This window comes from Streptomyces showdoensis (genome assembly GCF_039535475.1).
GTDB classification, from domain to species: domain Bacteria; phylum Actinomycetota; class Actinomycetes; order Streptomycetales; family Streptomycetaceae; genus Streptomyces; species Streptomyces showdoensis.
The window spans coordinates 1695634-1719990 of sequence record NZ_BAAAXG010000026.1; the positions used below are offsets into that span (position 1 = coordinate 1695634).

Annotated in this window: 22 protein-coding genes and 1 tRNA gene; 10 read left to right on the plus strand and 13 right to left on the minus strand. The window is 71.7% G+C overall.

Annotated elements, in window-relative coordinates:
- Positions 1-59: 59 nt before the first annotated feature.
- From pknB to ABD981_RS20715, 6 genes are all read right to left on the minus strand, one after another.
- On the minus strand, positions 60-2021 hold the full coding sequence (gene pknB, locus ABD981_RS20690; protein WP_046908706.1) for a Stk1 family PASTA domain-containing Ser/Thr kinase: 1962 nt from the start codon (positions 2019-2021) through the stop codon (positions 60-62).
- Positions 2022-2178: 157 nt separating this feature from the next.
- A complete protein-coding gene (locus ABD981_RS20695; protein WP_046908707.1) occupies positions 2179-3645 on the minus strand; it encodes a peptidoglycan D,D-transpeptidase FtsI family protein in 1467 nt (488 codons plus the stop codon).
- Positions 3642-5084, minus strand: a complete 1443-nt coding sequence (locus ABD981_RS20700) for an FtsW/RodA/SpoVE family cell cycle protein (RefSeq protein ID WP_046908708.1) — start codon at positions 5082-5084, stop codon at positions 3642-3644. The genes ABD981_RS20695 and ABD981_RS20700 overlap by 4 nt, the downstream gene beginning before the upstream one ends.
- Before the next feature lie 28 nt (positions 5085-5112).
- Entirely contained in the window at positions 5113-6603 is a 1491-nt protein-coding gene (locus ABD981_RS20705) for a Stp1/IreP family PP2C-type Ser/Thr phosphatase (RefSeq protein ID WP_046908709.1), read from the minus strand.
- 185 nt (positions 6604-6788) lie between these two features.
- A complete protein-coding gene (locus tag ABD981_RS20710) occupies positions 6789-7316 on the minus strand; it encodes an FHA domain-containing protein FhaB/FipA (protein ID WP_046908710.1) in 528 nt (175 codons plus the stop codon).
- Positions 7317-7326: 10 nt separating this feature from the next.
- The gene (locus ABD981_RS20715; RefSeq protein WP_046908711.1) at positions 7327-8229 is read right to left on the minus strand and encodes an FHA domain-containing protein; all 903 of its coding nucleotides are present in this window, start codon (positions 8227-8229) and stop codon (positions 7327-7329) included.
- Between the two features lie 564 nt (positions 8230-8793).
- On the opposite strand from ABD981_RS20715, the gene ABD981_RS20720 reads away from it, so the two are divergent.
- The 3 genes from ABD981_RS20720 (at position 8794) to ABD981_RS20730 (ending at position 11723) form a co-directional block, all read left to right on the plus strand.
- Positions 8794-8880: transfer RNA gene (locus tag ABD981_RS20720), tRNA-Leu, on the plus strand.
- A gap of 202 nt (positions 8881-9082) precedes the next feature.
- The gene (locus tag ABD981_RS20725; protein WP_240495280.1) at positions 9083-10966 is read left to right on the plus strand and encodes a sensor histidine kinase; all 1884 of its coding nucleotides are present in this window, start codon (positions 9083-9085) and stop codon (positions 10964-10966) included.
- A 94-nt stretch (positions 10967-11060) separates the two neighbouring features.
- Positions 11061-11723 carry a response regulator gene (locus tag ABD981_RS20730; RefSeq protein WP_046908712.1) on the plus strand — a complete coding sequence of 221 codons (663 nt, stop codon included), beginning with the start codon at positions 11061-11063 and terminating at the stop codon, positions 11721-11723.
- A gap of 145 nt (positions 11724-11868) precedes the next feature.
- Here the strand turns inward: ABD981_RS20730 and ABD981_RS20735 are convergent, their stop codons facing one another.
- On the minus strand, positions 11869-12324 hold the full coding sequence (locus tag ABD981_RS20735) for a MarR family winged helix-turn-helix transcriptional regulator (protein WP_046908713.1): 456 nt from the start codon (positions 12322-12324) through the stop codon (positions 11869-11871).
- Positions 12325-12425: 101 nt separating this feature from the next.
- Here ABD981_RS20735 and ABD981_RS20740 point away from each other — a divergent pair, with 101 nt between their 5' ends.
- From ABD981_RS20740 to ABD981_RS20755, 4 genes are all read left to right on the plus strand, one after another.
- The gene (locus tag ABD981_RS20740; protein WP_123954604.1) at positions 12426-13625 is read left to right on the plus strand and encodes an ABC-2 transporter permease; all 1200 of its coding nucleotides are present in this window, start codon (positions 12426-12428) and stop codon (positions 13623-13625) included.
- A 153-nt stretch (positions 13626-13778) separates the two neighbouring features.
- Positions 13779-15266 (plus strand): DUF2252 domain-containing protein, encoded by a 1488-nt coding sequence (locus ABD981_RS20745; protein ID WP_046908715.1) that lies wholly within the window; start codon positions 13779-13781, stop codon positions 15264-15266.
- Between the two features lie 135 nt (positions 15267-15401).
- The gene (locus ABD981_RS20750) at positions 15402-16226 is read left to right on the plus strand and encodes a hypothetical protein (RefSeq protein ID WP_123954715.1); all 825 of its coding nucleotides are present in this window, start codon (positions 15402-15404) and stop codon (positions 16224-16226) included.
- A 65-nt stretch (positions 16227-16291) separates the two neighbouring features.
- On the plus strand, positions 16292-16636 hold the full coding sequence (locus tag ABD981_RS20755; protein ID WP_046909323.1) for a rhodanese-like domain-containing protein: 345 nt from the start codon (positions 16292-16294) through the stop codon (positions 16634-16636).
- Position 16637: 1 nt separating this feature from the next.
- Here ABD981_RS20755 and ABD981_RS20760 read toward each other — a convergent pair whose 3' ends face one another.
- The 6 genes from ABD981_RS20760 to paaA all read right to left on the minus strand — a co-directional run bounded on the left by ABD981_RS20760 (position 16638) and on the right by paaA (position 21481).
- Positions 16638-17771, minus strand: coding sequence for an acyl-CoA dehydrogenase family protein (locus ABD981_RS20760; protein WP_046909324.1), 1134 nt, complete (start codon positions 17769-17771; stop codon positions 16638-16640).
- 86 nt (positions 17772-17857) lie between these two features.
- Positions 17858-18946 carry a 2Fe-2S iron-sulfur cluster-binding protein gene (locus tag ABD981_RS20765; RefSeq protein WP_046909325.1) on the minus strand — a complete coding sequence of 363 codons (1089 nt, stop codon included), beginning with the start codon at positions 18944-18946 and terminating at the stop codon, positions 17858-17860.
- Complete coding sequence (gene paaD / locus ABD981_RS20770) at positions 18947-19474, minus strand: 1,2-phenylacetyl-CoA epoxidase subunit PaaD (RefSeq protein WP_046909326.1); 528 nt, start codon at positions 19472-19474, stop codon at positions 18947-18949.
- Entirely contained in the window at positions 19468-20193 is a 726-nt protein-coding gene (gene paaC / locus ABD981_RS20775; RefSeq protein ID WP_046909327.1) for a 1,2-phenylacetyl-CoA epoxidase subunit PaaC, read from the minus strand. Before paaC ends, paaD begins: the two co-directional genes overlap by 7 nt.
- Positions 20190-20477 carry a 1,2-phenylacetyl-CoA epoxidase subunit PaaB gene (paaB, locus tag ABD981_RS20780; RefSeq protein WP_046909328.1) on the minus strand — a complete coding sequence of 96 codons (288 nt, stop codon included), beginning with the start codon at positions 20475-20477 and terminating at the stop codon, positions 20190-20192. Before paaB ends, paaC begins: the two co-directional genes overlap by 4 nt.
- Positions 20474-21481, minus strand: coding sequence for a 1,2-phenylacetyl-CoA epoxidase subunit PaaA (paaA, locus tag ABD981_RS20785; protein WP_046909329.1), 1008 nt, complete (start codon positions 21479-21481; stop codon positions 20474-20476). The genes paaB and paaA overlap by 4 nt, the downstream gene beginning before the upstream one ends.
- A 112-nt stretch (positions 21482-21593) precedes the next feature.
- On the opposite strand from paaA, the gene ABD981_RS20790 reads away from it, so the two are divergent.
- The 3 genes from ABD981_RS20790 to ABD981_RS20800 are packed head-to-tail and all read left to right on the plus strand — an operon-like array spanning position 21594 to position 24315.
- Positions 21594-22436 carry a DUF5819 family protein gene (locus ABD981_RS20790; RefSeq protein ID WP_046909330.1) on the plus strand — a complete coding sequence of 281 codons (843 nt, stop codon included), beginning with the start codon at positions 21594-21596 and terminating at the stop codon, positions 22434-22436.
- On the plus strand, positions 22433-23659 hold the full coding sequence (locus tag ABD981_RS20795) for an HTTM domain-containing protein (RefSeq protein ID WP_046909331.1): 1227 nt from the start codon (positions 22433-22435) through the stop codon (positions 23657-23659). The genes ABD981_RS20790 and ABD981_RS20795 overlap by 4 nt, the downstream gene beginning before the upstream one ends.
- The gene (locus ABD981_RS20800; RefSeq protein ID WP_046909332.1) at positions 23656-24315 is read left to right on the plus strand and encodes a TrmH family RNA methyltransferase; all 660 of its coding nucleotides are present in this window, start codon (positions 23656-23658) and stop codon (positions 24313-24315) included. Before ABD981_RS20795 ends, ABD981_RS20800 begins: the two co-directional genes overlap by 4 nt.
- The last annotated feature ends 42 nt before the right edge of the window (positions 24316-24357 follow it).

Genomic DNA, 24357 nt, shown 5'->3' on the forward strand with positions numbered 1-24357 from the left:
CGTAAGCCCCGGCATCCAGGATGCCGGGGCTTACGTCATGCGGTGGTGCGTGCGGGGTCCTAACCGAACCAGCCGCCGCCGCCGTCCTTCTCCGTCTTCACGTTGATCGCCTGGTTCGGCTGGCCCTGCGCGCCGGGCTGCGGGTCCTGCTCCTTGACCCGGGCGTCGCCGCTGTTGGGGCCGTCCACGTTGCCGAGCTGGTAGCCGAAGGCCGCGAGCGTCGCCCGGGCCTGGTCCAGGGTCATGCCCGTGACCAGCGGGATCGGCTGGGTCTGCTGCTGCGGGCCCTTGGAGACCTTCAGCACGACCTGGACGTCCTTGGGCTGGTCCGTGTTCCCGTTCGGGCTCTGGCTGATGACCGTGCCCATCGGCTGGTCCGAGTCCACGTCCTGGCGGGAGACGTTCGTGAAGCCGAGCACCTGGAGCTGCTGCACCGCCACGTCGTACGTGCGGCTGGTGACGTCCGGCAGCTGCGACTTCTGCTTCTTCGCCACCGTGATCGTGACCTTGGAGTTCTTCTCCGCCGGCGTACCGCCCTGGGGGTCCTGCTTCAGGACCTTGCCCGGGTCCTCGTCGGACTCCTCGGTCTGCACGACGACCTGGAAGCCCTTGCCGCGCAGTACCTCCTCGGCGTTCGCCTGCTGCTTCTCCGTGACGTCAGGGACCTCGATCTGCGGCGCGCCCTCGGAGACGACGACGGAGATGGTCTCGTCGACGTTCATCTTCGCCGTGCCGTCCGCCACCGGCGTCTGGCTGCAGATCGTGCCCTTCGGCTGGTCGCAGCGCTCGGTGCCGGACTGCGCGACCTTCACCTGCGCATTGGGCGCGAGGCGCTCCGCCTCCTTCAGCGTCTTGCCGACGAACTGCGGGATCACGACCTGCTGGGCCCCGTCCTTCTTGTCGAAGATCGAGACACCGATGAAGATCGCACCCACCAGCACCAGGAGCCCCGCCAGGATCAGCAGGATCGTCGAGGTGTTGGACTTCTTCTGCCGGCGCCGGTCGCCCCGGCGGTCGTCGTACCCGCCGTAGCCGCCGTCGTCCCCGTTCACCGGGGGCAGCATCGTCGTCTGGCCGGCCGGGTCCGCCTGGCGCAGGGCCGTCGTCGGCTGGTCCTCCGGGTAGCCGCCGTAGCCGCCGCCGTAGCCGACCGCGCCCATGGCGGCGGTCGCCGCGACGGGCTGGCCGTCGAGGCAGGCCTCGATGTCGGCGCGCATCTCGTCGGCGGACTGGTAGCGGTAGTCGGGGTCCTTGACCAGCGCCTTCAGGACGATGGCGTCCATCTCGGGCGTGATCTCGGGGTCGAAGACGCTCGGCGGCTGCGGCTCCTCCCGCACGTGCTGGTACGCGACGGCGACCGGCGAGTCGCCGATGAACGGCGGCCGCACCGTCAGCAGCTCGTACAGCAGGCAACCGGTGGAGTACAGGTCGGAGCGGGCGTCGACCTGCTCGCCCTTGGCCTGCTCCGGGGAGAGGTACTGGGCCGTGCCGATCACCGCGGAGGTCTGCGTCATCGTCATGCCCGAGTCGCCCATGGCGCGGGCGATGCCGAAGTCCATGACCTTGACCTGACCGGTGCGGGTCAGCATCACGTTCGCCGGCTTGATGTCCCGGTGCACGATCCCGGCGCGGTGCGAGTACTCCAGCGCCTGGAGGATGCCGACGGTCATCTCCAGCGTCCGCTCGGGCAGCAGCTTGCGCCCGGAGTGAAGCAGCTCACGCAGCGTCGAGCCGTCCACGTACTCCATCACGATGTACGGAATGGAGACGCCGTCGACGTAGTCCTCGCCGGTGTCGTAGACCGCGACGATCGCCGGGTGGTTGAGCGAGGCGGCGGACTGGGCCTCCCGGCGGAACCGGGCCTGGAAGGACGGGTCACGGGCGAGGTCCGCCCGCAGCGTCTTCACGGCGACGGTGCGGCCGAGCCGGGTGTCGTGCGCGAGGTAGACCTCGGCCATGCCACCACGGCCGAGCACCGAGCCCAGCTCGTACCGGCCGCCGAGGCGACGCGGCTCTTCCATAGCTACTCCAGCCCTCTCCGTCTGTCCCGACCGCACCCGTGTGTGGTCCGGCGGTGTGTGCTGTTCGCGCATACGCTACCGGCCGCGGGACGACGCTTCGTCCGTCGGCCGCCACCTGATACCCGACCGGTATCCGGCCCCGGACCGCGGGACCGGCTCAGCCCTTGCTCTTCAGGACCGCCTTCATCACGGCCTTCGCGATCGGGGCGGCCAGGCCGCCACCGGAGATGTCCTCACGGTCCGTACCCGCCGAGTCCTCCACCACGACCGCCACGGCGACCGGCGAACCCTGGGCCGTCTTGGCGTACGAGATGAACCACGCGTAGGGACGCTTGGCGTTCTTCTCGCCGTGCTGCGCCGTACCCGTCTTGCCGCCGACCTTCACGCCGTCCATGTCCAGCGCCGCGTTGCCGCCGGTGCCGTTCTCGACGACGTTCTCCATCATCTCCTGCAGCTGCTGCGCGGTGCGCTGCGAGACCGGACGGCTCAGCTCCTCCGGCTCGTTCTTCTTGATGATGTCCAGGTTCGGCGCCCGCAGCTGGTCGATCATGTACGGCTTCATCAGCTTGCCGTCGTTGGCGATCGCCGCCGTCACCATCGCCATCTGCAGCGGGGTCGTCGCCGTGTTGAACTGGCCGATCGACGACAGCGCGTTGCCACCGCGGTCGGCCTTCTTGTCGTACACGGAGGCGGCGGAGCGGACCGGCGTGAACTGCTCGGCGTTGAAACCGAACTTCTCCGCCATCTCGACCATCTTGTCGCGGCCGACGTCGTCACCGAGCTTCGCGAACACCGAGTTGCAGGAGACCCTCAGCGCGTCGTTCAGCGTCGCGTTGGCACAGCCGCCGGCGTGGTTCTTCATCGGCAGCGTGGAGAGCGGGATCTTCCAGCCCTCGGGGGTGTCCGTCGGCGCGTTGATGTCCGTGACCTTGCCGCTCTCCAGCGCCGCCGCGGCCGTGACGACCTTGAAGACGGAGCCGGGCGGGTAGATCTCGCGCAGCGCGCGGTTCAGCTTGGGCTTGTTCTTGTCCTTCTCCAGCGCCTGCCACGCCTTGGCGTCCTTGTCGTGGTAGCCGGCGAAGGAGGCCGGGTCGTACGACGGGGTGGAGGCCAGCGCCAGGATCTTGCCCGTCGACGGCTCGATCGCGACGACCGCGCCCGTCTTGTTGCCGAGCCCCTTGAACGCGGCCCGCTGCGCGGCCCCGCTCAGGGTCGTGACGACGTCGCCGCCCTTCTTCTTCTCGCCCGTGAACATCGCCAGCGTGCGGTCGAAGAACAGCCGGTCGTCGTTGCCGGTGAGGATGCCGTCCTCGATCTTCTCGATCTGGTTGGCGTCGAAGGCCTGCGAGGCGTACCCCGTCACCGGCGCCCACATGGCGCCGTCCACGTACGTCCGCTTGTACGCGTAGAAGTTGTCACCGGAGTCGACGGAGCCGGTGATCGGCTTGCCGTCCACGATGATGTTGCCCCGCTTGTTGGAGTACCGCTCGATCGTGACCCGCTTGTTCTTCGGGTGCGCGTTGAGCTCGTCGGCACGGACGTACTGGAGCCAGTTGTCCCGCAGCAGCAGGGCGAGGACCAGCAGGCCGCAGAAGATCGCGACCCGGCGCAGCGGCTTGTTCACGGACGGACCACCTGCGTCATCTCGGCGTCGGGGTTCGGGGCGGGGGAGGGCGCGGGACGCCGCGCGGTGTCGCTGATCCGGATCAGCACACCGATCAGCGCCCAGTTGGCGATCACGGACGAACCACCGTAAGCGAGGAACGGCATCGTCATACCGGTCAGCGGGATGAGCCCCATCACACCGCCGGCGACGACGAAGACCTGCAGCGCGAACGCGCCGGACAGACCCATCGCGAGGAGCTTGCCGAACGGGTCGCGGGCCGCGAGGGCCGTGCGCACACCGCGCTCGATGATCAGGCCGTACAGCAGCAGGAAGACCATGACGCCAGCCAGACCCAGCTCCTCGCCGACCGTGGCGAAGATGAAGTCGGAGTTCGCGGCGAAGCCGATCAGGTCCGAGTTGCCCTGGCCGAGACCGGTGCCGAGGATGCCGCCGGAACCGAAGGACATCAGCACCTGCGTCATCTGGTCACAGGCGTTGGCCATGTTGCTGCCCTCGGGCGCCGTCTTCAGGCAGCCGAACGGGTCCAGCCAGGCGGCCACACGCGACTGCACGTGGCTCGCGGTCGAACCCACGACCACCGCACCGCCCGCGGACATCAGCAGACCGATGACGATCCAGCTGGTCCGCTCCGTCGCCACGTACAGCATGATCACGAACATGCCGAAGAACAGCAGCGACGTACCCAGGTCGTTCTCGAAGACCAGGATGAGGAGGCTGACCGCCCAGATCGTCACGATCGGACCGAGGTCACGGCCACGCGGCAGGTACAGCCCCATGAACCGGCGGCTCGCCAGCGCCAGCGCGTCCCGCTTCACCATCAGATAGCCGGAGAAGAACACGGCCAGGACCAGCTTCGCGAACTCACCGGGCTGGATGGAGAAACCGGCGACGTTGATCCAGATCTTGGCGCCGAAGACGTCAGAACCGAGACCCGGCACCAGCGGCAGCAGCAGCAGCACCAGGGCCGCCACCATCGAGATGTACGTGTAGCGCTGCAGCACCCGGTGGTCCTTCAGGACCAGGAGCACGCCGACGAACATGGCGATGCCGATCGCCGAGTACAGCATCTGCTTCGGCGCGTCCGGGCTGAACGAGCCGTACGCGCTCGTCGCCCGCTGGATCAGCCGCGGCGACTGGTCCAGCCGCCAGATCAGGACCAGGCCGAGCCCGTTGAGCAGCGTGCCCAGCGGCAGCAGCAGCGGGTCGGCGTACGGCGCGAACTTGCGCACCACGAGGTGCGCGACGCCCGCGAGCAGGGTCAGGCCCGCCCCGTAACCGAGCATGCCGGGCGGCACCTTGCCGTCGATCGCCAGACCGACGTTCAGGTACGCGAAGACCGGGATGGCGACGGCGAACGCCAGCAGCGCCAGCTCGGTGTTCCGGCGGCTCGGCGCCTCGATGGCGCCGATCGTGGTCGTGTTGGTGACAACGCTCATGGTGGTGAAAGGCCCCCTACGGGTCTGCCTACTGCTTGCCGCAGTTCGAGGCCAGCTTCTGCTCCTCCGCGGACAGGGTCGGACCCGGGGACGGTGCGGCTGTGGTGGGCTTGGAGTTCGGGGACGCGGCGCCGTCCGTGGTGGGCGGCGGCGTGCTCGCCTTGTCCGCGGCGGAGGCGGCGGCCTTGCGGCGCTCCTCCGTCTTCTTGCAGGCCGAGGCCTGCACCGCGAGCTCGGAGATCTTCGTCTGCGCCTTGCCGAGGCTGCCGCCGGCGATGGTGTCCTCGACCTGCTTGCGCTGGTACTCCGGCAGGTACTTGAGTTCGATCTCGGGATGGTCCTTCTCGACCTCCGAGAGCTTCACCCACGCCAGGTCCTGGCTGATGCCCCGGTACAGCGCCACGTGCTCGTCCTTCGAGCCCACGAAGTACTGCGTCTGCGTCCAGCGCCACCCGCCGTACAGCGCACCGCCGACCACGGCGAGTGCCAGCACCAGCAGGAAGGACCGCTTGAGCCATCTACGGCCCGCGGACCGCGGCTTCACGAAGTCGTCGTCGACGTACGCACCGAAGGAACCCTGCGGCGGCATCCCGCCGTACCCGTGGTCGTCACCGCTGCCGGGCGGGCCGAAGCCGCCGGCCGGCGGCTGCTGGTGCGGCGCCGGCCGGCCGAGCCCGGAGGCACGGCCCGCGGGCGTGTGCATCGCACCGCCGTCGTTCAGCTGCGCCTGGTTCTCGGCGACCGCGCCCACGATCACGGGGGTGTCGCTGAGGTGACCGGCGAGGGTGTCGCCGCCGTCGACGTCCAGGACGTCGGCGACGATCACCGTGATGTTGTCCGGGCCGCCGCCGCGCAGCGCGAGCTGGATCAGCTCCTGCACGGTCTCCTGCGGGCCCTGGTAGCTGGCGAGGGTCTCCTCGAGCGTCTGGTGCGAGACCACGCCCGACAGGCCGTCGGAGCAGACCAGGTAGCGGTCACCGGCCCGCACCTCACGGATGGAGAGGTCGGGCTCGACGTGATCGCCGCTGCCCAGCGCCCGCATCAGCAGCGAACGCTGCGGATGCGTCGTCGCCTCCTCCTCGGTGATCCGGCCCTCGTCGACGAGCCGCTGCACCCAGGTGTGGTCCTGCGTGATCTGCGTGAGCACGCCGTCGCGCAGCAGATAGGCGCGCGAGTCGCCGACGTGCACCAGGCCGAGGCGCTGGCCCGTCCACAGCAGGGCGGTGAGCGTCGTGCCCATGCCCTCCAGCTGCGGGTCCTCCTCGACCATCATCCTCAGCTGGTCGTTGGCGCGCTGCACCGCCGTACCGAGCGAGGTGAGGATGTCGGAGCCGGGGACGTCGTCGTCGAGCGTCACCAGGGTGGAGATCACCTCGGACGAGGCGACCTCACCGGCGGCCTGGCCGCCCATGCCGTCGGCGATGGCGAGCAGCCGGGGACCGGCGTAACCGGAGTCCTCGTTGCCCTCGCGGATCATGCCCTTGTGCGAGCCCGCGGCGAAACGCAGTGACAGGCTCATGCGCACCTGCCCTGTCGGCGCCGCCTCGGGGTGCCGCCGGTCTCGAGCCACACTGCCCACCCTCCGGTCGGGAGCCCGTACCCGCCCTGGCCCGCTGCCCGGGCCGCCAGACGCTGCCGGGGGCGGTCCGTCGTGGGGACCGTCCCGGCGCGCATGCTCCGTTCGCGCTCACTCATGATGTAGCACTACTTCCGCAGCTCGATGACGGTCTTGCCGATGCGGATCGGCGCGCCCAGCGGAATCGGCGTCGCGGTGGTGAGACGGGTCCGGTCGAGGTACGTGCCGTTCGTGGACCCGAGATCCTCGACGATCCACTGGCCGTCCCGGTCCGGGTAGATCCTGGCGTGCCGGCTCGAGGCGTAGTCGTCGTCCAGCACGATCGTCGAGTCGTGGGCCCGGCCCAGCGTGATGGTCTGCCCCTGCAGGGCGACCGTCGTGCCGGTGAGGGTGCCCTCGGAGACGACGAGCTTGGTCGGGGCGCCGCGGCGCTGCCGCCCGCCACCGCCGCTCGCGGCCTGCTGCTGGCCGCGCTGCTGCGGAGGCGCCGCCTGCCGCGCGTTCTGCTGCGGACGCGCCTCCTGGCGGCGCGAACCGCGCTGGGTGACCCGCGTGCCGAACAGGTCACTACGGATGACCTGGACGGCCACGATCACGAACAGCCACAGAACGGCCAGGAAACCCAACCGCATGACCGTCAGGGTCAGCTCTGACATTGCCCCCGCTTCACCCTTCGGCTTGCCGGTAAACGATGGTGGTGCTGCCCACGACGATCCGCGAGCCGTCGCGGAGCGTAGCGCGGGTGGTGTGCTGCCCGTCCACCACGATGCCGTTGGTGGACCCGAGATCCTGGATCGTCGAGGGCGTTCCGGTCCGGATCTCGCAGTGCCGGCGGGAGACGCCGGGATCGTCGATCCTCACGTCCGCGTCGGTGCTGCGGCCGAGGACCAGAGTCGGGCGGGAAATCTGATGACGGGTGCCGTTGATCTCGATCCAGCGGCGCACCTGGCCGCCCGCACCCGCCGCGCCGGACGCGGCGGCCGGGCCGCCGGGGCGGGCCGTGGCCGGAGCCGTCGGACGGTGCCCGGGCATGGCCGGGGCACCCGGCGGCGGAGCCGCGGGCATCGGCGGGGCACCGGCCGGCCCGCCGGCGGGCGGGTAGCCGTAGCCCCCGCGGGCCGGCTGCTGCTGGTGACCCTGCGGCGCCTGCGGGAAGCCCCCGCCGGCGTTCTGCGGCGGCTGCTGCTGTGACGAACTCGACGCGAGCGTACGGCTGCGCACCCGGTACAGACCGGTGTCGAGGTCCTCGGCCTTCTCCAGGTGGACCTTGATCGGCCCCATGAAGGTGTACCGCTGCTGCTTGGCGTAGTCCCGGACCAGACCGGCGAGCTCGTCGCCGAGCTGACCCGAGTAGGGGCTGAGGCGCTCGTAGTCCGGCGCGCTCAGCTCCACGATGAAGTCGTTGGGGACGACGGTCCGCTCGCGGTTCCAGATCGTCGCGTTGTTGTCGCACTCGCGCTGGAGCGCGCCGGCGATCTCGACGGGCTGGACCTCGGACTTGAAGACCTTGGCGAAGGTGCCGTTGACCAGACCTTCGAGTCGCTGCTCGAACCTCTTCAGGACTCCCATGGGGCACCTCCTCCGTCGTTGTCGTCCTGGTACTGCTTACTGATCGTATCCACGCGTCGGGAAATCGGCTGGTTCCCCTTCTCTGCCCTGTGGACGAGTGTCACCTCTCACAGACCTTCCGCAGACCTTTCGCAGACTTTCGGCGGACCTTCCCCACGGATCGTAGAGGCGGCCTGTGGACAGTGTCCCGCACGCGGCCTCGGAGCAGGAGGGCCCCTTGCGTCACTCGTCCCCCTCGCGGCCCTCGCGGCCGTCCCCGCACTCCGCTTCCTCCCGTCCGCCTCACAGCTGCCCGCCTCTCCTCGCCTCTCCGCTGCCCGCCTCTCCGCTGCCCGCCTCTCCGCTGCCCGCCTCGCCCGTCCCGTCCGTGTCTCCTCGTCTCGCCCCGGCCTCCCCGGCTCTGCCGGCTCGCCCTTCCCTCTTCCTTCCCTCTCCCTCCCCTCTCCTCGTCATCCCAGGCGGGGGCGAAACAACGGATGTGAATCCACCGCCGCCGACGTGCTAATCTTCAGATGTCGCCAGGCGGACGGGCCAAAAAGCCAAGAAGCTCGGAGATCACCCAATGCGCGGGTGGCGGAATAGGCAGACGCGCTGGATTCAGGTTCCAGTGCCCGAAAGGGCGTGGGGGTTCAACTCCCCCCTCGCGCACCAGACGGAAGCCCCGTAGATCGAAAGATCTACGGGGCTTCCGCGTTGTGTACGGCGGTGAGGCCGGCGGCTGCCCCGGCCGGTCGCGACCGCCGCTGCGACGTCCGTCGGTGCGGGACGTCACGAAACCGCTGCGACGTTCGTCGGTGCGAGGCGCGACGAAAGAGGACGGCGGACCGGCCGCGGCGCCGCCTATCGTGCGGGCGTGGAAGCTCCTACGAAGATCAGGTCATGGCCCGGCGCCGCCTGGCAGTGGTTCGTGGTGCCCGGCCAGTGGTCGCGCCGCAGGACCGCGGGCGAGGTGGTCCTCGCCCTCGTCATGGCGCTGCTGGCCGCCGGCGCCGAGGACGTGTTCCGCGCCGGCGAGGGCTGGGCCCTCGCGGGCGTCGCCCTGGGCTCCGCGGTCCTGTCGCTGCTGCGCCGCAGGCTGCCCGCGACCGTGCTCGTCGTCACGTCGTTCCTCGCGCCCTTCATACCGGGCTTCCTGGCGCTCCTGATCCTCATCGGCTGGTCCGCGGGACGCTACATCGCGGGCGCCGGGCGGGCCCTCGCCGCGTTCACCGCCGCGTACGTGCTGAACCTCCTGGGCACGGTGATCGAGGCCTGGGACCAGCGCATGATCCTCACCCTCGCCTTCATCACCACCCTGTACTTCCTGGCCACCACGCTCGCGCCCGGCCTCGCCCACCGCTACTGGACCCAGCGCCGGACCCTGCTGCACGCCCTTCAGCAGCGCAACGCCCAGCTGATCAGGGAGCGGGTGATGATCGCCGGGCAGGCGAGGCTGCGCGAGCGGCAGCGGATCGCGCAGGACATGCACGACAGCCTCGGCCACCAACTGGCGCTGATATCGGTGCACACGGGCGCCCTGGAGGTCGACCCGAACCTGACCGACCGGCAGCGCGAGGCCGTCGGCGTGCTGCGGAACGCGTCGGTGGACGCCATGCACGAGCTGCGCGAGGTCGTCGGCATCCTGCGGGACGGGGTGGAGGCGCCCGACGAGACGGGGGGCGTACCGGTGGTGCGGCCCGGGGACGAGACGGGGAAGGCGGCCCGGGGGACCGCCGGCATCGAGGGGCTGGTGGCCGCCGCCCGGTCCACCGGGACCACGATCGAGCTCGCCCGTCACGGCGACGCGCGGCCGCTCGCGCCGGCGGTCGACCACGCCGCGTACCGGATCGTCCAGGAGGGCCTGACGAACGCCTACAAGTACGCGCCCGGTGCAGCCATCGCGGTCGAAGTGCGCTACGAGCCGGACGCGTTCGTCGTCGAGGTCTTCAACGAGCCGGCGGCGGCCGAGCCCACCGGCGTCGTCAGCGGCGGACAGGGCCTCACCGGACTGCACGAGCGGGCCCGGCTGGTCGGCGGCATCGTGCACGCGGGCCCGGCGGACGGCGGGGGCTTCCGGGTCGCGGGCGTCCTGCCGTACGGGGCGGTGGAGGCCGCTCCGTACGTCGAGCCGGACCTGGTGACGGCCGGCCTCGAACTGGGCGTCACGCCCGCGGGCTCCGCGCCCGGTTCCCCGCCCGGCACCCCGAACGGTCCGCACGGTGCCGCCCCCGGTTCTCCCGTCGATCCTTTCGTCGATGCGGCCGACGACTTCCGACAGCAGTCGCGGTGGCCCCGCTCGCGGGACGGTGGTCGGGCCGTGGTCGGAAGGCCCGACTGGACGGTGACCGAACGGGAGTGGGCGATGGCGATGCGCGCGGGCAGGGGCAGGAGCACGGGCGGCGGGATAGCGATCGGGTGCGGGATCGCCTTCGCGGCCCTCGTGCTGCTGCTGGTGGCGGGCGGCTTCGGCATCTACTTCCTGATGGGGTCGATGCAGGACGGGATGATCGGCCCGGGCGAGTACGACGCCGTGAAGGTCGGCCAGAGCGAGAAGGAGGTGCGCGAGCGGCTTCCTTCGGGTGACACCATCGCCACCACCGGCCTGCACGGAAAGGGCCCCAAGGAGCCCGAGGGTTCCAGCTGCCTGGTGCTGATGAGCTCGGAGACGGGCGAGAGCATGGAGAGCGAGCCCGTTTTCCGGTTCTGCTTCAAGGACGGCAAGCTGATCGAGAAGAAGTCGTACGAGGTCGTGCGCTAGCGCGGGGCCACGTGCCGGCGCCGGTGCGGGCGTCGGCGGGGCGCGGGCGGGAGCCCGGGTCCGTATCGTTCGCCGTTGGGGAGTGGCTGTGGCTGTGGCAGGGCGCCGGCACATCAGGGTCGTGATCGCCGATGACGAACCCTTGATCAGGGCAGGGATCAGGATGATCCTCACCTCGGACCCGGAGATCGAGGTCGTCGCGGAGGCGGCGAACGGCCGGGAGGCGGTCGACCTGGCCCGCGCCCACGCCGCCGACGTCCTGCTGCTCGACATCCAGATGCCCGTGCTCGACGGGCTCTCCGCCCTGCCGGAGCTGCGCCGGGCGGCCCCGTCGACGCGGGTGATCGTGCTGACGACCTTCGGCGAGCGGGAGAACGTGCTGCGGGCGCTGGAGCACGGCGGTGCCGGGTTCCTGCTCAAGGACACCGCACCGGCCGAACTCATCCGCGCCGTACGGGCAGCGGCCGCGGGCGACGCGTATCTCTCCCCCGCCGCCACCCGGCACGTGGTCGAGCAGCTGGCCTCCGGCCGGGAGGCGGCCCGGGCGCAGGAGGCGCGGACCCGGCTGACGGCGCTCAGCGAGCGGGAGCGCGAGGTGCTGGCCCTGCTCGGCGAGGGGCTGTCCAACGCGGACGCCGGGCGGCGCCTGCACATGAGCGAGGCGACGGTGAAGACCTATGTGAGCCGCATCCTCGCCAAACTGGGCTGCGAGAACCGGGTCCAGGCGGCCCTGCTGGCGCGGGACGCCCGCCTCTGACGCGTCCGCTCCGACGCGGCGCCCCCGGACACGGTCGGATCTGGACGCGGTCGGATGTGGACGCGGTCGGGTCTGGACGCGGTCGGGTCTGGACGCGGTCGGGTCCGACGTATCCGCTCCGACGCGTCCGCTCGACCCGGCCGGCTCAGCCCGTGGTGCCGGGGAGACCGGTGCCGCCCGCCGCGTTGTAGCGGAGCAGATAGGCGGCGAAGCGGGCGAGGTCGTCGGGCGACCAGTCCTTGAGGCGTTCCTCGTAGGCGGCTTGGCGGCTGGCCTGGGTGGAGGCGAGGAGCCGGGTGCCCCGCTCGGTGGGGTGCAGCACCTGGACCCGGTGGTCGTCCGGGTCGGGCCGCCGCTCGACCAGCCCGAGCTTCTCCAGGCCGCCGACCTGGCGGCTCACGGTCGACTTGTCCAGGAGGTAGTGCGCGGCCAGGTCCGTGGCCCGGCAGCCCTGCTGGTCGTCGATGTGGGCGAGGAGCGTGTAGGAGACCAGCGGCAGCTCCGGATGGAGCCGGGCCGCCGCGGCCCGCGCCCGGCGGGCGAAGGCGGTCAGCTCCCGCTCGATGGTGTCGAGGGATGTCTCCCGCGCGCCGTCGCTCATGGTGCGCTCCTTGTCACCAGGGATCCGGTGGCCGGGCGCGGTGGTCCGCTCCGAGCCTTCGGTTGTATAGTACAACGGTTATTTAGTTGTAAAAGCCAACCATGGAGGTTCCGGTGTCCGCAGGACCGACCACCAAGGGAGCGTTGCGCCACGTCCTCGGGCATCTGCTCACCCCCCTGCTGATGTGCGTCGGCATGGGCCTCGCCTACCTGGGCGCCTTCCACGCCCCCGCACCCCACGACCTGCGCGTCGACATCGTCGGCTCCGGTCCGCACGCCCAGGTCCTCGCTCAGACCCTCCAGGACAAGACCGCCGGCGCCCTCGACGTCCGCACCGTCCCCGATCGCGCCACCGCCACCGCGCACCTGCGCGACCGGTCCAGCTTCGGCGCGTACCTGCCCGGCGGCGGACAGGCGGCCAGCGGGGCTACGGGCGCCCGTCACGTGGCCGACGGGACGACGGGCGGCGGGCCGGCTGCCGACGCCTCCCCGGGGCCCGAACTCCTCGTGGCCTCCGCCTCCTCCGACACCAGCGCCATGGCCGCCGAGAAGGTCTTCACCAAGGTCGCCGCCACCCAGGGCGAACCCCTGAAGGTCACCGACGTCGCCCCCGTCTCCCCCGGCGACCCCACCGGACAGGGAGTCTTCTTCCTCCTCGTCGCCCTCAGCATCGGCTCGTACGCCTCCGTCGCCGTCATCGGCGGCGCCGGAGCCGTACTCCCCATGCGGATCAGGGCCCTGCTCGCCGCGGGGACGTCCCTCGTCGTCAGCCTCATCGGCGCCGTCTTCGCCGGACCGCTCTTCCACCTCGTCGACCGCGGACTCGGCGGAGTCTGGGCCCTCGCCTGGCTGTACTGTGCCGGCATCCTCCTGGTCGGCGTCGGACTGCACACCTACCTCAAGCGCTGGACCACCCTCGGCGTGATGGTCCTGTTCGTGATGCTCAACTTCACCAGCTCCGGCGGCATCTACCGCCCCGAGCTCCAGCCCGGCTTCTTCGGCTCGCTGCACGCGTTCTGGAACGGCGCGGGCTTCGTCGAGGGCGTCCGCGGCCACGTCTACTTCGACGGGCAGGGACTCGGCCGGAACGTCCTCGTGCTCGCCCTGTGGTTCCTCGCCGGGGCGGTGCTCACCGTCGCCGCGGGGAGGACCGAGGGGAGGCGCGCGGCGGCCGCGGCGCCGGTGGCGTCGAGGGCGTCGGCGGTGTCGGCGGCCGGTGCCCGGGGACGGTCCGAGCAGGGCGCCAAGGCGCAGATCGAGGAGGACATCGAGGAGGAGATCGAGGAGGCCGTCGGGGTCTGACCGGCCCCGGAGCAGTCCGACCCCGGGTGGGGAAGAGTTGTCCACAGGTCGTTGTCCACAGGGGAAGACGGCCTGACGGCCCCGGCGGTACCGTCATGCCCAGTCGACGAAGTTGATGTTGGCAGGCAGGCGAGAGTCGGGGGAGGCCGTCCCATGGACGAGATCAGGACAGCGGTTCCGGGACAGCGTGAGCACACGACCCACGGAAGCGGGCGCATCCCGCACGTGGCCGGGTTCGCACGGCGCGCGGCGGGCGGGACCGAGCCGTCGGCCGAGGCCGCCGGCTCCGCCTCCGCCTCGGCGAAGGAGCGCGGCAAGGAGCTGCGGCGCAGCGTCCCCCGGTCCTCGCATGGCACGCTCGTCCTCGCCCCCGGGCGGCCCGACGCCGTGTCCGCCGTGGAGGAGTCCAGCCGGGGCCGGGTCGCCGCCCTCGCACCGATACGGGTCGGCAGGATGGCGGCGAGCCCCTTCGCGTTCCTGCGCGGTTCCGCCGGGCTCATGGCCCACGACCTCGTCGGCTCACCCGTCACCGGCATCACCGCCCAGATATGCGGCGACGCGCACGCCGCCAACTTCGGCCTCTACGGGGACGCCCGAGGCCGGCTCGTCATCGACCTCAACGACTTCGACGAGACCGTCGTGGGCCCCTGGGAGTGGGACCTCAAGCGGCTCGCCACCTCCCTCGTGCTGGCCGGGCGCGAGGTGGGCGCCGACGAGGAGATGTGCCGGGCCGCCGCCTTCGACACCGTCGGCGCCTACCGCCGCACCATGCGGCTGCTCGCCCGGCTCCCCGCACTCGACGCCTGGAACGCCATCGCGGACGAGGAGCTCGTCTCCCACACCGACGCCCGCGACCTCATAGGCACCCTGGAACGGGTCTCGGCGAAGGCCCGCAACAACACCAGCGCGCGGTTCGCGGCCCGCTCCACCGAGGCCGTCACCGACGAGGAGGGCGGCGGCAGACGCTTCGTCGACGCGCCGCCCGTACTGCGCCGGGTGCCCGACGAGGAGGCGGCGGCCGTGGCCGCCGCGCTCGGCGAGTACCTGGAGACCGTGTCCGAGGACCGGCTGCCGCTCCTCGCCCGGTACGCGGTGCACGACGTGGCCTTCCGCGTGGTCGGCACCGGCAGCGTCGGCACCCGCTCCTACGTGGTGCTGCTCCTCGACCACCGGGGCGAGCCGCTGGTCCTCCAGGTCAAGGAGGCCCGCCCCTCGGCGTTGCTGCCCTACCTTCCGGCGGCCGGCTTCGCGGTCCCGGACGCGGGGCACGAGGGACGGCGCGTGGTGCTCGGGCAGAAGCGGATGCAGGTCGTCAGCGACATCCTGCTCGGCTGGACGACCGTCGAGGGGCGGCCGTACCAGGTGCGCCAGTTCCGCAACCGCAAGGGCAGCGTGGACCCGGCCGCCCTGACCGCCGAGCAGGTCGACGACTACGGCCGCATGACCGGCGCCCTGCTGGCCCGGGCCCACGCCCACAGCGCGGACCCGCGGCTGATCGCCAGCTACTGCGGCAAGAACGAGGAGCTCGACGAGGCCGTGGCGGCCTTCGCCGTCGCCTACGCGGACCGCACCACCGCGGACCACGAGGACCTGCTGTCGGCGATCCGAACGGGCCGCATAACGGCGGAGCTGGGCGTCTGACGTCCGGACCGTCTTCATAGGGGGCGGGGCGGGGGGGAGAGAGCGGGAGGGGAGGGGGAGGGGGAGGGAGGGGGGAGCCCCCCCGGAGGGACCGTAGGCTGGATGGGACGAGCCGGAACGAGGACGTGGACGGGCGTGGACGTGAGCGTGGACCAGGGCGTGGGTGGCGGGTCCGAGGGTGAGCGGCCCGAGGCGCGCCTGGAGCAGGCCGTGCGGGTGGCGGAGCAGGCGCTGATCGAGTTCGAGATCGCGGTGGAGACCTTCCGGGTCGAGGTGGAGAACTTCTCCCGGCTGCATCACCAGCGGCTCGGTCCGATGTACGCCCGTCTCGACGAGCTGGACGCGCAGATCGCGGAGGCGCGGGCGGCGCGGACCGGGGACCCGGAGGACCTGCGGCGTGCCCAGGAGGCGCGGGCCGCGGTCATGCCGATGCCCGGGGTGGACGAGCTGTTCCACGACTGGGTGGACTCCGACGGGCTGTCGGCCGAGGCGGCGGCGATGCTGACCGACCGGCCGGTGCAGCCGCCGAAGCGGGTGCGGCCGTCCGACGAGGTGCGCAAGCTGTACCGCGAGCTGGTGCGGCAGGCGCATCCGGATCTGGCCCGGGAAGAGGGCGAGCGGCAGCGGCGTGAGGAGTTCATCACGCGGGTGAACGCGGCCTACGCCCGTGGGGACGAGGCTCTGCTGCGGGAGCTGTCCGAGGAGTGGGCGGCCGGGCCGGTGGCGGAGGTGCGGCTGAGCGAGAGCGAGGAGCTGTACGCGCGGCTGGAGTGGCTGTCGGACCGCAAGGAGATGCTGTCGGGGGCGGCCCGGGAGCTGGAGGACAGCGCGATCGGCGCGATGCTGCGGATGGCTCCGGACGATCCGGACCGGCTGCTGGAGGAGATCGCCGAGCAGTTGCTCGCGCAGGTCTCCGAGCGTGAGGCGGAGCTCGCCGTGCTGGTGCGGCCGGTGCAGTAGGTTTCGATGGTTCGGCGCCCGCGTTCGCGGAGTGCCACCGTCGTGCGAGAGAGAAGGCCTGACCCATGAATTTCGCCCCGCTGCCGTCGGTGGACGCGGCCTCCGTGCCGGCCGATGCCCTGGTGCTGGACGTCCGGGAGGACGACGAGTGGGCGGCCGGTCATGTCGAGGGTGCGCTGCACGTGCCGATGAGCGAGTTCGTCGCGCGGTTCGGTGAGGTCACGGAGGCCGTGGCCGAGGGCCGGCGTGCGTTCGTGATGTGCCGGGTGGGTGGCCGTTCGGCTCAGGTCACGCAGTATCTGGTGCAGCAGGGCATCGACGCCGTGAACGTGGACGGCGGGATGCTGGCCTGGGACGGTGCGGGGCGCCCGATGGTGGCGGACGGCGGGAGCCCCGCGTACGTGCTGTAGTTCAGGCGAGGGGGTGGGCGGCGAGCAGGTCGCCCAGTTCCTCCTCGTGGGCCGCGGCGGGGCCGAGGGCGAGTTCGAGGTGCTTGGCCCAGGCGTGGTAGCGGTGCAGCGGGTAGTCGGTGTCGGCGCCGAAGCCGCCGTGGAGGTGCTGGGCGGTCTGGACGACGCGGCGTACGCCTTCGGAGGCCCAGATCTTGGCGACGGCGATGTCCCCGCCGGCGGGGAGCGGTCCGCCGGCGTCGGTGGTGAGGCGCCAGGCGGCCTGCCACAGGGTGGCCTCCATGGCGCGCAGGTCGATGTAGCGGTCGGCGGCCTGGACGGCGACGGCCTGGAAGGTCGCCACGGGGTGGCCGAACTGTTCCCTCTTGCCGGTGTACTGGCTGGTCATGGTGAGGACCTGTTCGCCGAGGCCGAGGGCGAGGGCGCAGGTTCCGGTGGCGAGGAGGTCGCGGAGCCGTTCCCAGGCGCCGTCGGTGTCGATGACGTCGGCGGGGTCGAGGCGGACGCCGTCGAGGTGGAGTTCGGCGAGGAGTTCGCCGTGGGTGCCGTACTGGTCGGCGAGGGTGAGTCCCTGGTGGGTGCGGGGCAGCAGGGCGAGGACGGTCCTGCCGTCGGGGGTGTGCGCGGGGACGGCGATGAGGTCGGCCCGGTGGGCCCAGGGGACCGCTCCGGTGTGGCCGTCGAGGGTCCAGCCGGTGGCGTCCTGGTGTGCGGTGACGGCGAGGGGGGCCGGGTCGTGGCCGGTGCTGCCGTGGGTGGCGGCGGTGAGGACGAGTTCGCCGCGGGCGACACGGGGGAGGAGGGCCGCGGCGGTTTCGGCGGGGGCGTCCCGTTGGAGGGTGACGGCGACCGCGGTGGTTTCGAGCAGGGGGACGCGGGCGAGGACGCGGGCGGATTCGCGCAGGACGAGGCAGAGCGCGATGGCGTCGAGTCCGGCGCCGCCGTGGGCGGGGTCGAGGAGCAGGCCGAGGAGGTCGGCTGCGGCGAGGCGGGCCCATAGGGGGCGGTCGTAGTCGTCGGAGACCGCGCCGGGGGTGAGGGCGGGGCTGGGTACGGCGTCGGGTGCGACGTCGGAGAAGACGGCCTTGGCCGCCTCGACGGCGGCGTGCTGTTCTTCGGTGAAGGTGAAGTCCACTGCCCTGTCCCTTCCGGCCCTGTCGATCTGACGGATCGTCAAGATAGAACAGGTTCTACCGGAAGGGAATGGGCGGGATCCGCCTGTCAGCGGTCGAAGTCGAGCTCCACCTCGGGGGTCGCCGGGTGGGACTGGCAGGCCAGGACGTATCCGGCGTCGGTCTCCTCGGGCTCCAGGGCGAAGTTGCGGTCCATCCGCACGTCGCCGGAGACGAGGAAGGCGCGGCAGGTGCCGCACACGCCGCCCTTGCAGGCGTACGGGGCGTCCGCCCGGGCGCGCAGCACGGTCTCCAGGAGCGTCTCGCCCTGCTGGACGGGCCAGTTGCCTGAGCGGCCGTGCAGGGTGGCGGTCAGGGTCGCGTGCGCGGGGGCGTCGGCCGAGGGGGCCGGGGCGGGGGCGGAGCCGTCGTCGACGTGGAAGATCTCCTGGTGGACGCGTGTCCGGTCGACGCCGAGCTCGCGCAGGGCCCGCTCGGCGCTCTGCACCAGGCCGAAGGGGCCGCACAGGAACCAGCCGTCGATGCCGTCGACGGGGAGCAGCGCGGGCAGCAGGGTGGTGAGCCGTTCGTGGTCGAGCCGGCCGGAGGGGAGTCCTGACTGCTGTTCCTCGCGGGAGAGGACGGTGACCAGCTGGAAGCGGTCGGGGTGGCGGTCCTTGAGGTCGGCGACCTCGTCGAGGAACATCGTGGAGGCCGCGGTGCGGTCGCTGCGCACGAGGCAGAAGGTGGCGTCGGGCTGCCGGGCGAGCAGGGTGGCGGCCATCGACAGGACCGGGGTGATGCCGCTGCCGCCGACGACGGCCGCGAAGTGTCCGGGCCGGGGGGCGAGGACGAAGCGGCCCATGGGTTCCATGACCTCGACGGTGTCGCCGACGGCGAGTTCCTTGAGGGCGTAGGTGGAGAACTCGCCGCCGTCGACGAGGCGGATGCCGACGCGGAGGACGGGCGTCTCGCCTTCGGGGGCTGCGGGGGCGCAGATGGAGTAGGTGCGGCGGATCTCTTCGCCGTGGGCTCCGGTGCGGCGCAGGGCGAGGTGCTGGCCGGGGGTGTGGCGGTAGGTCTCGCGCAGCTCGGGCGGGACGGCGAAGGTGACGGCCACCGAGTCGTCCGTGAGCTGCTCGACCTCGCTGACCCGGAGCGGGTGGAATCCGGCCCGTCCGGTCTTTGAGGACTGCATCTACAACTCCTTGAAGTGGTCGAACGGTTCGAGGCAGGCCGTGCAGCGGCGGAGTGCCTTGCAGGCGGTGGAGGAGAAGCGGCTGAGGAGTTCGGTGTCGGTGGAGCCGCAGTGGGGACAGCGGATCGCGAGGGTGAGGGGGACCGGTCCGCCGGCGGGGCCCTGGGGGCGGGGCGGGGCGATGCCGAACTCGGTGAGTTTGCGGCGGCCTTCGGCGGTGATGTCGTCGGTCGTCCAGGCGGGGCTGAGGACGGTGATGACGGTGACCTCGGGTACTCCGTGTGCGTGGAGGGCCTGTTCGATGTCGGAGGACATCGCCTCGATGGCGGGGCAGCCGGTGTAGGTGGGGGTGAGTTCGACCTCGACGCGGCCGGGCGCGAGGACGTGGACGCCTCGGACGACGCCGAGTTCGGCGAGGGTGAGGACGGGCAGCTCGGGGTCGGGGACGGCGCCGGCGATGCGGGCCAGGTCCTCTTCGAGCGCGGTCGGCGCGGTGGCCGGGTCGGTGGCCGGGGTGGTGGTCACCATGACGCGCCCGGGTGGCTGCGGTGCAGGTGCTGCATTTCGGCGAGCATCCGTCCGAAGGACTCGGTGTGCAGGCCTTCGCGGCCGGCGCCGGCCTTCCAGGCGCCGGTGCGCGGGCCCGTGGGGACGGTGAGGGTGGCCTTTTCGAGGACGGCGGTGACGGAGTCGAGCCAGGTGCGCTCCATCGCGGCGGTGTCGAGGTCCAGGCCGTCGAGGGGCTGGAACAGTTCGCCGGTGTACCGCCAGAGGGCGTCGCAGGCCTGCTGCATGCGCCGGTGGCTCTCCTCGGTGCCGTCGCCGAGGCGCAGGGTCCAGTGCTCGGCGTGGTCCTGGTGGTAGGCGACTTCCTTGACGGCCTTGCCGGCGAGTCCGGCGAGGGGGCCGTCGCCGGCGGCGAGCGCGCCGTAGAGGAGCCGCTGGTAGGTGGAGAAGTACAGCTGGCGGGCGATGGTGTGGGCGAAGTCGCCGTTGGGCTGTTCGACGAGCTGGCAGTTGCGGAAGGCGCGCTCTTCGCGGAGGTAGGCCAGTTCGTCCTCGTCGCCGACGAGGGAGAGCAGGATGCGGGCCTGGCCGAGGAGGTCGAGCGCGATGTTGGCGAGGGCGACCTCCTCTTCCAGGACGGGGGCGCTGCCGGCCCACTCCCCCAGGCGCTGGGCGAGGACGAGGGCGTCGTCGCCGAGGGCGAGGGCGGCGGCCGGGGTGGTGGCTGGCTGTGCGGTCACAGGTGCTTCACCCCGTCCGGGATCTCGTAGAAGGTGGGGTGGCGGTAGGGCTTGTCCGCCGAGGGCTCGAAGAAGGGGTCCTTCTCGTCGGGGGAGGAGGCGGTGATCTCGGTGGAGGGGACGACCCAGATCGACACGCCTTCGTTGCGGCGGGTGTAGAGGTCGCGGGCGTTGCGCAGGGCCATCTCGGCGTCCGGTGCGTGGAGGCTGCCGGCGTGGGTGTGGGACAGTCCGCGGCGCGAGCGCACGAACACCTCCCACAGCGGCCATCCGTCGGTGGTCATGCCCGTGCCTCCCCGTCCGTGTGCTGCTTCGCAGTGTGCTTCTCCGCGTAGGCCGCGGCGGCTTCCCTGACCCAGGCGCCGTCCTCGTGTGCCTGGCGGCGCTTGGTGAGGCGCTGCTCGTTGCAGGGGCCGTTGCCCTTGAGGACGTCCCAGAACTCGGCCCAGTCGATGGGGCCGAAGTCGTAGTGCCCGCGCTCCTCGTTCCACTTCAGGTCGGGGTCGGGGAGGGTGAGGCCGAGGGATTCGGCCTGCGGGGCGGCGATGTCGACGAAGCGCTGGCGCAGTTCGTCGTTGGAGTGGCGCTTGATCTTCCAGGCCATGGCCTGGGCGGAGTGGGTCGACTCGTCGTCCGGCGGGCCGAACATCATCAGGGAGGGCCACCACCAGCGGTCGACCGCGTCCTGGGCCATGGCGTGCTGGGCCTCGGTGCCGCGGGAGAGGGCGAGGAGGGCCTCGTACCCCTGGCGCTGGTGGAAGGACTCCTCCTTGCAGACCCGGACCATGGCGCGTGCGTACGGTCCGTAGGAGCAGCGGCAGAGGGGGACCTGGTTGGTGATGGCGGCGCCGTCCACGAGCCAGCCGATGGCGCCGACGTCGGCCCAGGTCAGCGTGGGGTAGTTGAAGATCGACGAGTACTTCTGGCGGCCGGAGTGGAGCTTGTCGAGGAGCTCGTCGCGGCTGGTGCCGAGCGTCTCGGCGGCGCTGTAGAGGTAGAGGCCGTGGCCGGCCTCGTCCTGGACCTTGGCCATGAGGATGGCCTTGCGCCGGAGGGAGGGGGCGCGGGTGATCCAGTTCGCCTCGGGCTGCATGCCGATGATCTCGGAGTGGGCGTGCTGGGCGATCTGGCGGACCAGGCCGGCGCGGTAGGCGTCGGGCATCCAGTCGCGGGGCTCGATGCGCTCGTCGGCGGCGACGGCGGCGTCGAACACCGCTTCGAGGGCGGCCTGTGTCGCCGTCTCTGCCGTCACCGGTGTCGCTGTCGTCTCTGCCGTGCCTGCGGTCATCGGACCCCCTACCGACCGATCGTTCGGTTGAATGACTTCAATGGTCGTTCGGCGGCCCGTATGGTGTCAACCTCTGTGGATAACTGCTTGGGCCGATCGGGAGCGGGGCGCGATGGACTCGGACGACGACAGGGGCGTGCGCGAGGACGCCACCGAGACCGCAGCCCAGGACGAGCCCGCGCCCCCGGACGAGCCGGCGGGGCCGGACGAGCCGGCGGGGCCGGACGCCCCGGAGCGCCACGACGGGTCCGTGCCGCCGGCCCGGCGGTCCGGGGCCGGGATCGCCGGGCTGTCGCTGCCGTACCAGGTCGTCGCCGCCGTCGCGCTCGCCGTCCTGGGCGTCTTCGCCTGCGTCCACGTCGCGATGGTGTTCCTGCACGTCGCCCCGTCGAACACGCTGACCAAGCAGCACGGCGAGGCCGTCGACGACTGGATCTACCCCGAGTTCGAGCAGAACTGGAAGCTCTTCGCCCCCAACCCGCTCCAGCAGAACATCGCCGTCCAGGTGCGCGCCCAGGTGGCCGGTGACGGCGGGCGCAGGACCACCGGCTGGATCGACCTCTCCGCCCAGGACGCCGCGGACATCCGAGGCAGCCTGCTGCCGAGCCACACCGAGCAGAACGAGCTGCGCCGGGCCTGGGACTTCTACCTGAACTCCCACACCGACGACCACCGCCCCAACGGGCTGCGCGGAGAGCTCTCCGAGAGCTACATGCGGCGGATCGTGATGCTGCGCCTCGACGAGCGGGATCTCGGCGGCACGGTCGAGCGGATCCAGCTGCGCTCCGTGACCACGCCCGTCCCTCCGCCCCCGTGGAGCGGCGAGAAGACCGGCGCGCAGCCGGCCTTCCGCAGCTACCCGTGGTGGCGGATCACCGATGCCGACCGGCCCGCCGGGGCCGCGGACGCCGAGGCCCGGGGCCTCGCGCCGAACCGTACGGAGGCCGGCCGATGAGCCGCACCCCCGCTGCCCCCGCGCAGCCCCGCGTCCCCTTCGACCGGCGGCTCGCCCGGGCCGTCCAGAAGGTCACGGCCGAGGCCCTCGGCCCGTACCAGACGGCGATCGTCCGGATCGGCTTCTCGCTCACCTGGCTGCTGTTCCTGCTGCGCGAGTGGCCGCACCGGCTGGAGCTGTACGGGCCCGACGGCCCCTGGTCCTGGGAGATGGGCCGCCGGCTGATCGCCGACAACCACGCCTTCACCGCCCTGATGTGGTCCGACGGGCGGCTCTGGTTCGAGCTCGTCTACGGGCTCGCGGTGCTCTCCTCCGTGCTGCTGCTGCTCGGCTGGCACACCCGGGCCGTGTCCGTGGTCTTCATGGCCGGCGTGCTGTCCCTGCAGAACCGGTCCATCTTCATGGGCGACGGCGGCGACAACGTCGTCCACATCATGGCGCTCTACCTCGTCCTCACCCGCTGCGGCCAGGTCTGGTCGCTCGACGCCCGGCGGGCGGCCCGGCGCGGGCGCAGCGGTGGCGGCGCGGAGCGCGGCCCGGACCGCGACCTGGTGGGACCGCTGCTGTGGACGGTCCTCGGCGGCCTCCTCCTCGCCGCCACCTGGTTCTCCGAGCTCACCGGCGAGTGGTGGCTCGTGGTGCTCATGTGGGTGCTGTGGCTGGGGCAGGGGCTGTGGTGGCTGGTGTGCCGGTACGCCGACGACGAGCCGCGCACCCTGCTCGACGTCATCGCCAACCTCACCCACAACGCCGCCCTCGTCGTGATCATGGTGGAGGTCTGTCTGATCTACGCCACGGCCGGCTGGTACAAGATCCAGGGTTCGCGCTGGCAGGACGGCACCGCGCTGTACTACCCGCTCAAGCTGGACTACTTCTCCCCCTGGCCGGCCCTCTCCGACCTGCTGGGGGCGAGCGGGGTGATGGTGCTGCTGCTGACCTACGGCACCGTGATCGTCCAGGTCGCCTTCCCCTTCACGCTCTTCAACCGCAAGGTCAAGAACGTCCTGCTCGCCGTGATGATGCTGGAGCATGCGGGCATCGCCGTGCTGCTGGGGCTCCCCTTCTTCTCGCTCGCGATGATCTCCGCGGACGCGGTCTTCCTGCCGACGGCGTTCCTGCTGTGGCTGGGCGCGCGGGCGGCGCGGGGCCGGGACCGGCTGCTGCGGCGGAAGCCGCCGGTGGAAGCGGTGCCCGCGCCGCCTCCCCGTACCCTCGTCGGGTGAGCACCACCGAGGAACAGCAGAGCGAGCCGGTCCAGTACGACGAGGGCTTCGCCCCCGAGGTCGGCGTCGGGCCGCACCCGGAGCCCTGGCCGCGGGGCGAGCGCTACGACCCCGAGCTGCTGGCCGGCGGCGACCGGCGCAACGTCGTCGACCGCTACCGCTACTGGACGCGGGAGGCGATCGTCGAGGACCTGGACACCCGCCGCCACGACTTCCACGTGGCGGTGGAGAACTGGGGCCACGACTTCAACATCGGCTCGGTGGTGCGCACCGCGAACGCCTTCCTCGCCAAGGAGATCCACATCGTGGGGCGGCGGCGCTGGAACCGGCGCGGGGCCATGGTCACCGACCGCTACCAGCACGTGCGGCACCACCCGGACACCCGGTCGCTGACCGCCTGGGCGGCGGCCGAGAACCTGCCGATCATCGGCATCGACAACCTGCCGGGCTCGGTGCCGCTGGAGCGCACCGTGCTGCCGCGCCGCTGTGTGCTGCTCTTCGGGCAGGAGGGACCGGGGCTCACCGAGGAGGCCCGGGAGCACGCGGCGATGGTCTGCTCGATCGCCCAGTTCGGATCGACCCGGTCGATCAACGCGGGCGCGGCGGCCGCGGTCGCCATGCACGCCTGGGTGCAGCGGTACGCGGAGATCGACTGACGGGGCGGGGCGGGGGATCCGGTCCCCCGCCCCGGCCCGGCG

Coding starts and splice junctions, on each gene's coding strand:
- pknB (WP_046908706.1), bottom strand. CDS start 2,021: ATGGAAGAGCCGCGTCGCCTCGGCGGCCGGTACGAGCTGGGCTCGGTG.
- ABD981_RS20700 (WP_046908708.1), bottom strand. CDS start 5,084: ATGAGCGTTGTCACCAACACGACCACGATCGGCGCCATCGAGGCGCCG.
- ABD981_RS20705 (WP_046908709.1), bottom strand. CDS start 6,603: ATGAGCCTGTCACTGCGTTTCGCCGCGGGCTCGCACAAGGGCATGATC.
- ABD981_RS20710 (WP_046908710.1), bottom strand. CDS start 7,316: ATGTCAGAGCTGACCCTGACGGTCATGCGGTTGGGTTTCCTGGCCGTT.
- ABD981_RS20715 (WP_046908711.1), bottom strand. CDS start 8,229: ATGGGAGTCCTGAAGAGGTTCGAGCAGCGACTCGAAGGTCTGGTCAAC.
- ABD981_RS20735 (WP_046908713.1), bottom strand. CDS start 12,324: ATGAGCGACGGCGCGCGGGAGACATCCCTCGACACCATCGAGCGGGAG.
- ABD981_RS20740 (WP_123954604.1), top strand. CDS start 12,426: ATGGAGGTTCCGGTGTCCGCAGGACCGACCACCAAGGGAGCGTTGCGC.
- ABD981_RS20745 (WP_046908715.1), top strand. CDS start 13,779: ATGGACGAGATCAGGACAGCGGTTCCGGGACAGCGTGAGCACACGACC.
- ABD981_RS20755 (WP_046909323.1), top strand. CDS start 16,292: ATGAATTTCGCCCCGCTGCCGTCGGTGGACGCGGCCTCCGTGCCGGCC.
- ABD981_RS20765 (WP_046909325.1), bottom strand. CDS start 18,946: ATGCAGTCCTCAAAGACCGGACGGGCCGGATTCCACCCGCTCCGGGTC.
- paaD (WP_046909326.1), bottom strand. CDS start 19,474: ATGGTGACCACCACCCCGGCCACCGACCCGGCCACCGCGCCGACCGCG.
- paaB (WP_046909328.1), bottom strand. CDS start 20,477: ATGACCACCGACGGATGGCCGCTGTGGGAGGTGTTCGTGCGCTCGCGC.
- paaA (WP_046909329.1), bottom strand. CDS start 21,481: ATGACCGCAGGCACGGCAGAGACGACAGCGACACCGGTGACGGCAGAG.
- ABD981_RS20790 (WP_046909330.1), top strand. CDS start 21,594: ATGGACTCGGACGACGACAGGGGCGTGCGCGAGGACGCCACCGAGACC.
- ABD981_RS20795 (WP_046909331.1), top strand. CDS start 22,433: ATGAGCCGCACCCCCGCTGCCCCCGCGCAGCCCCGCGTCCCCTTCGAC.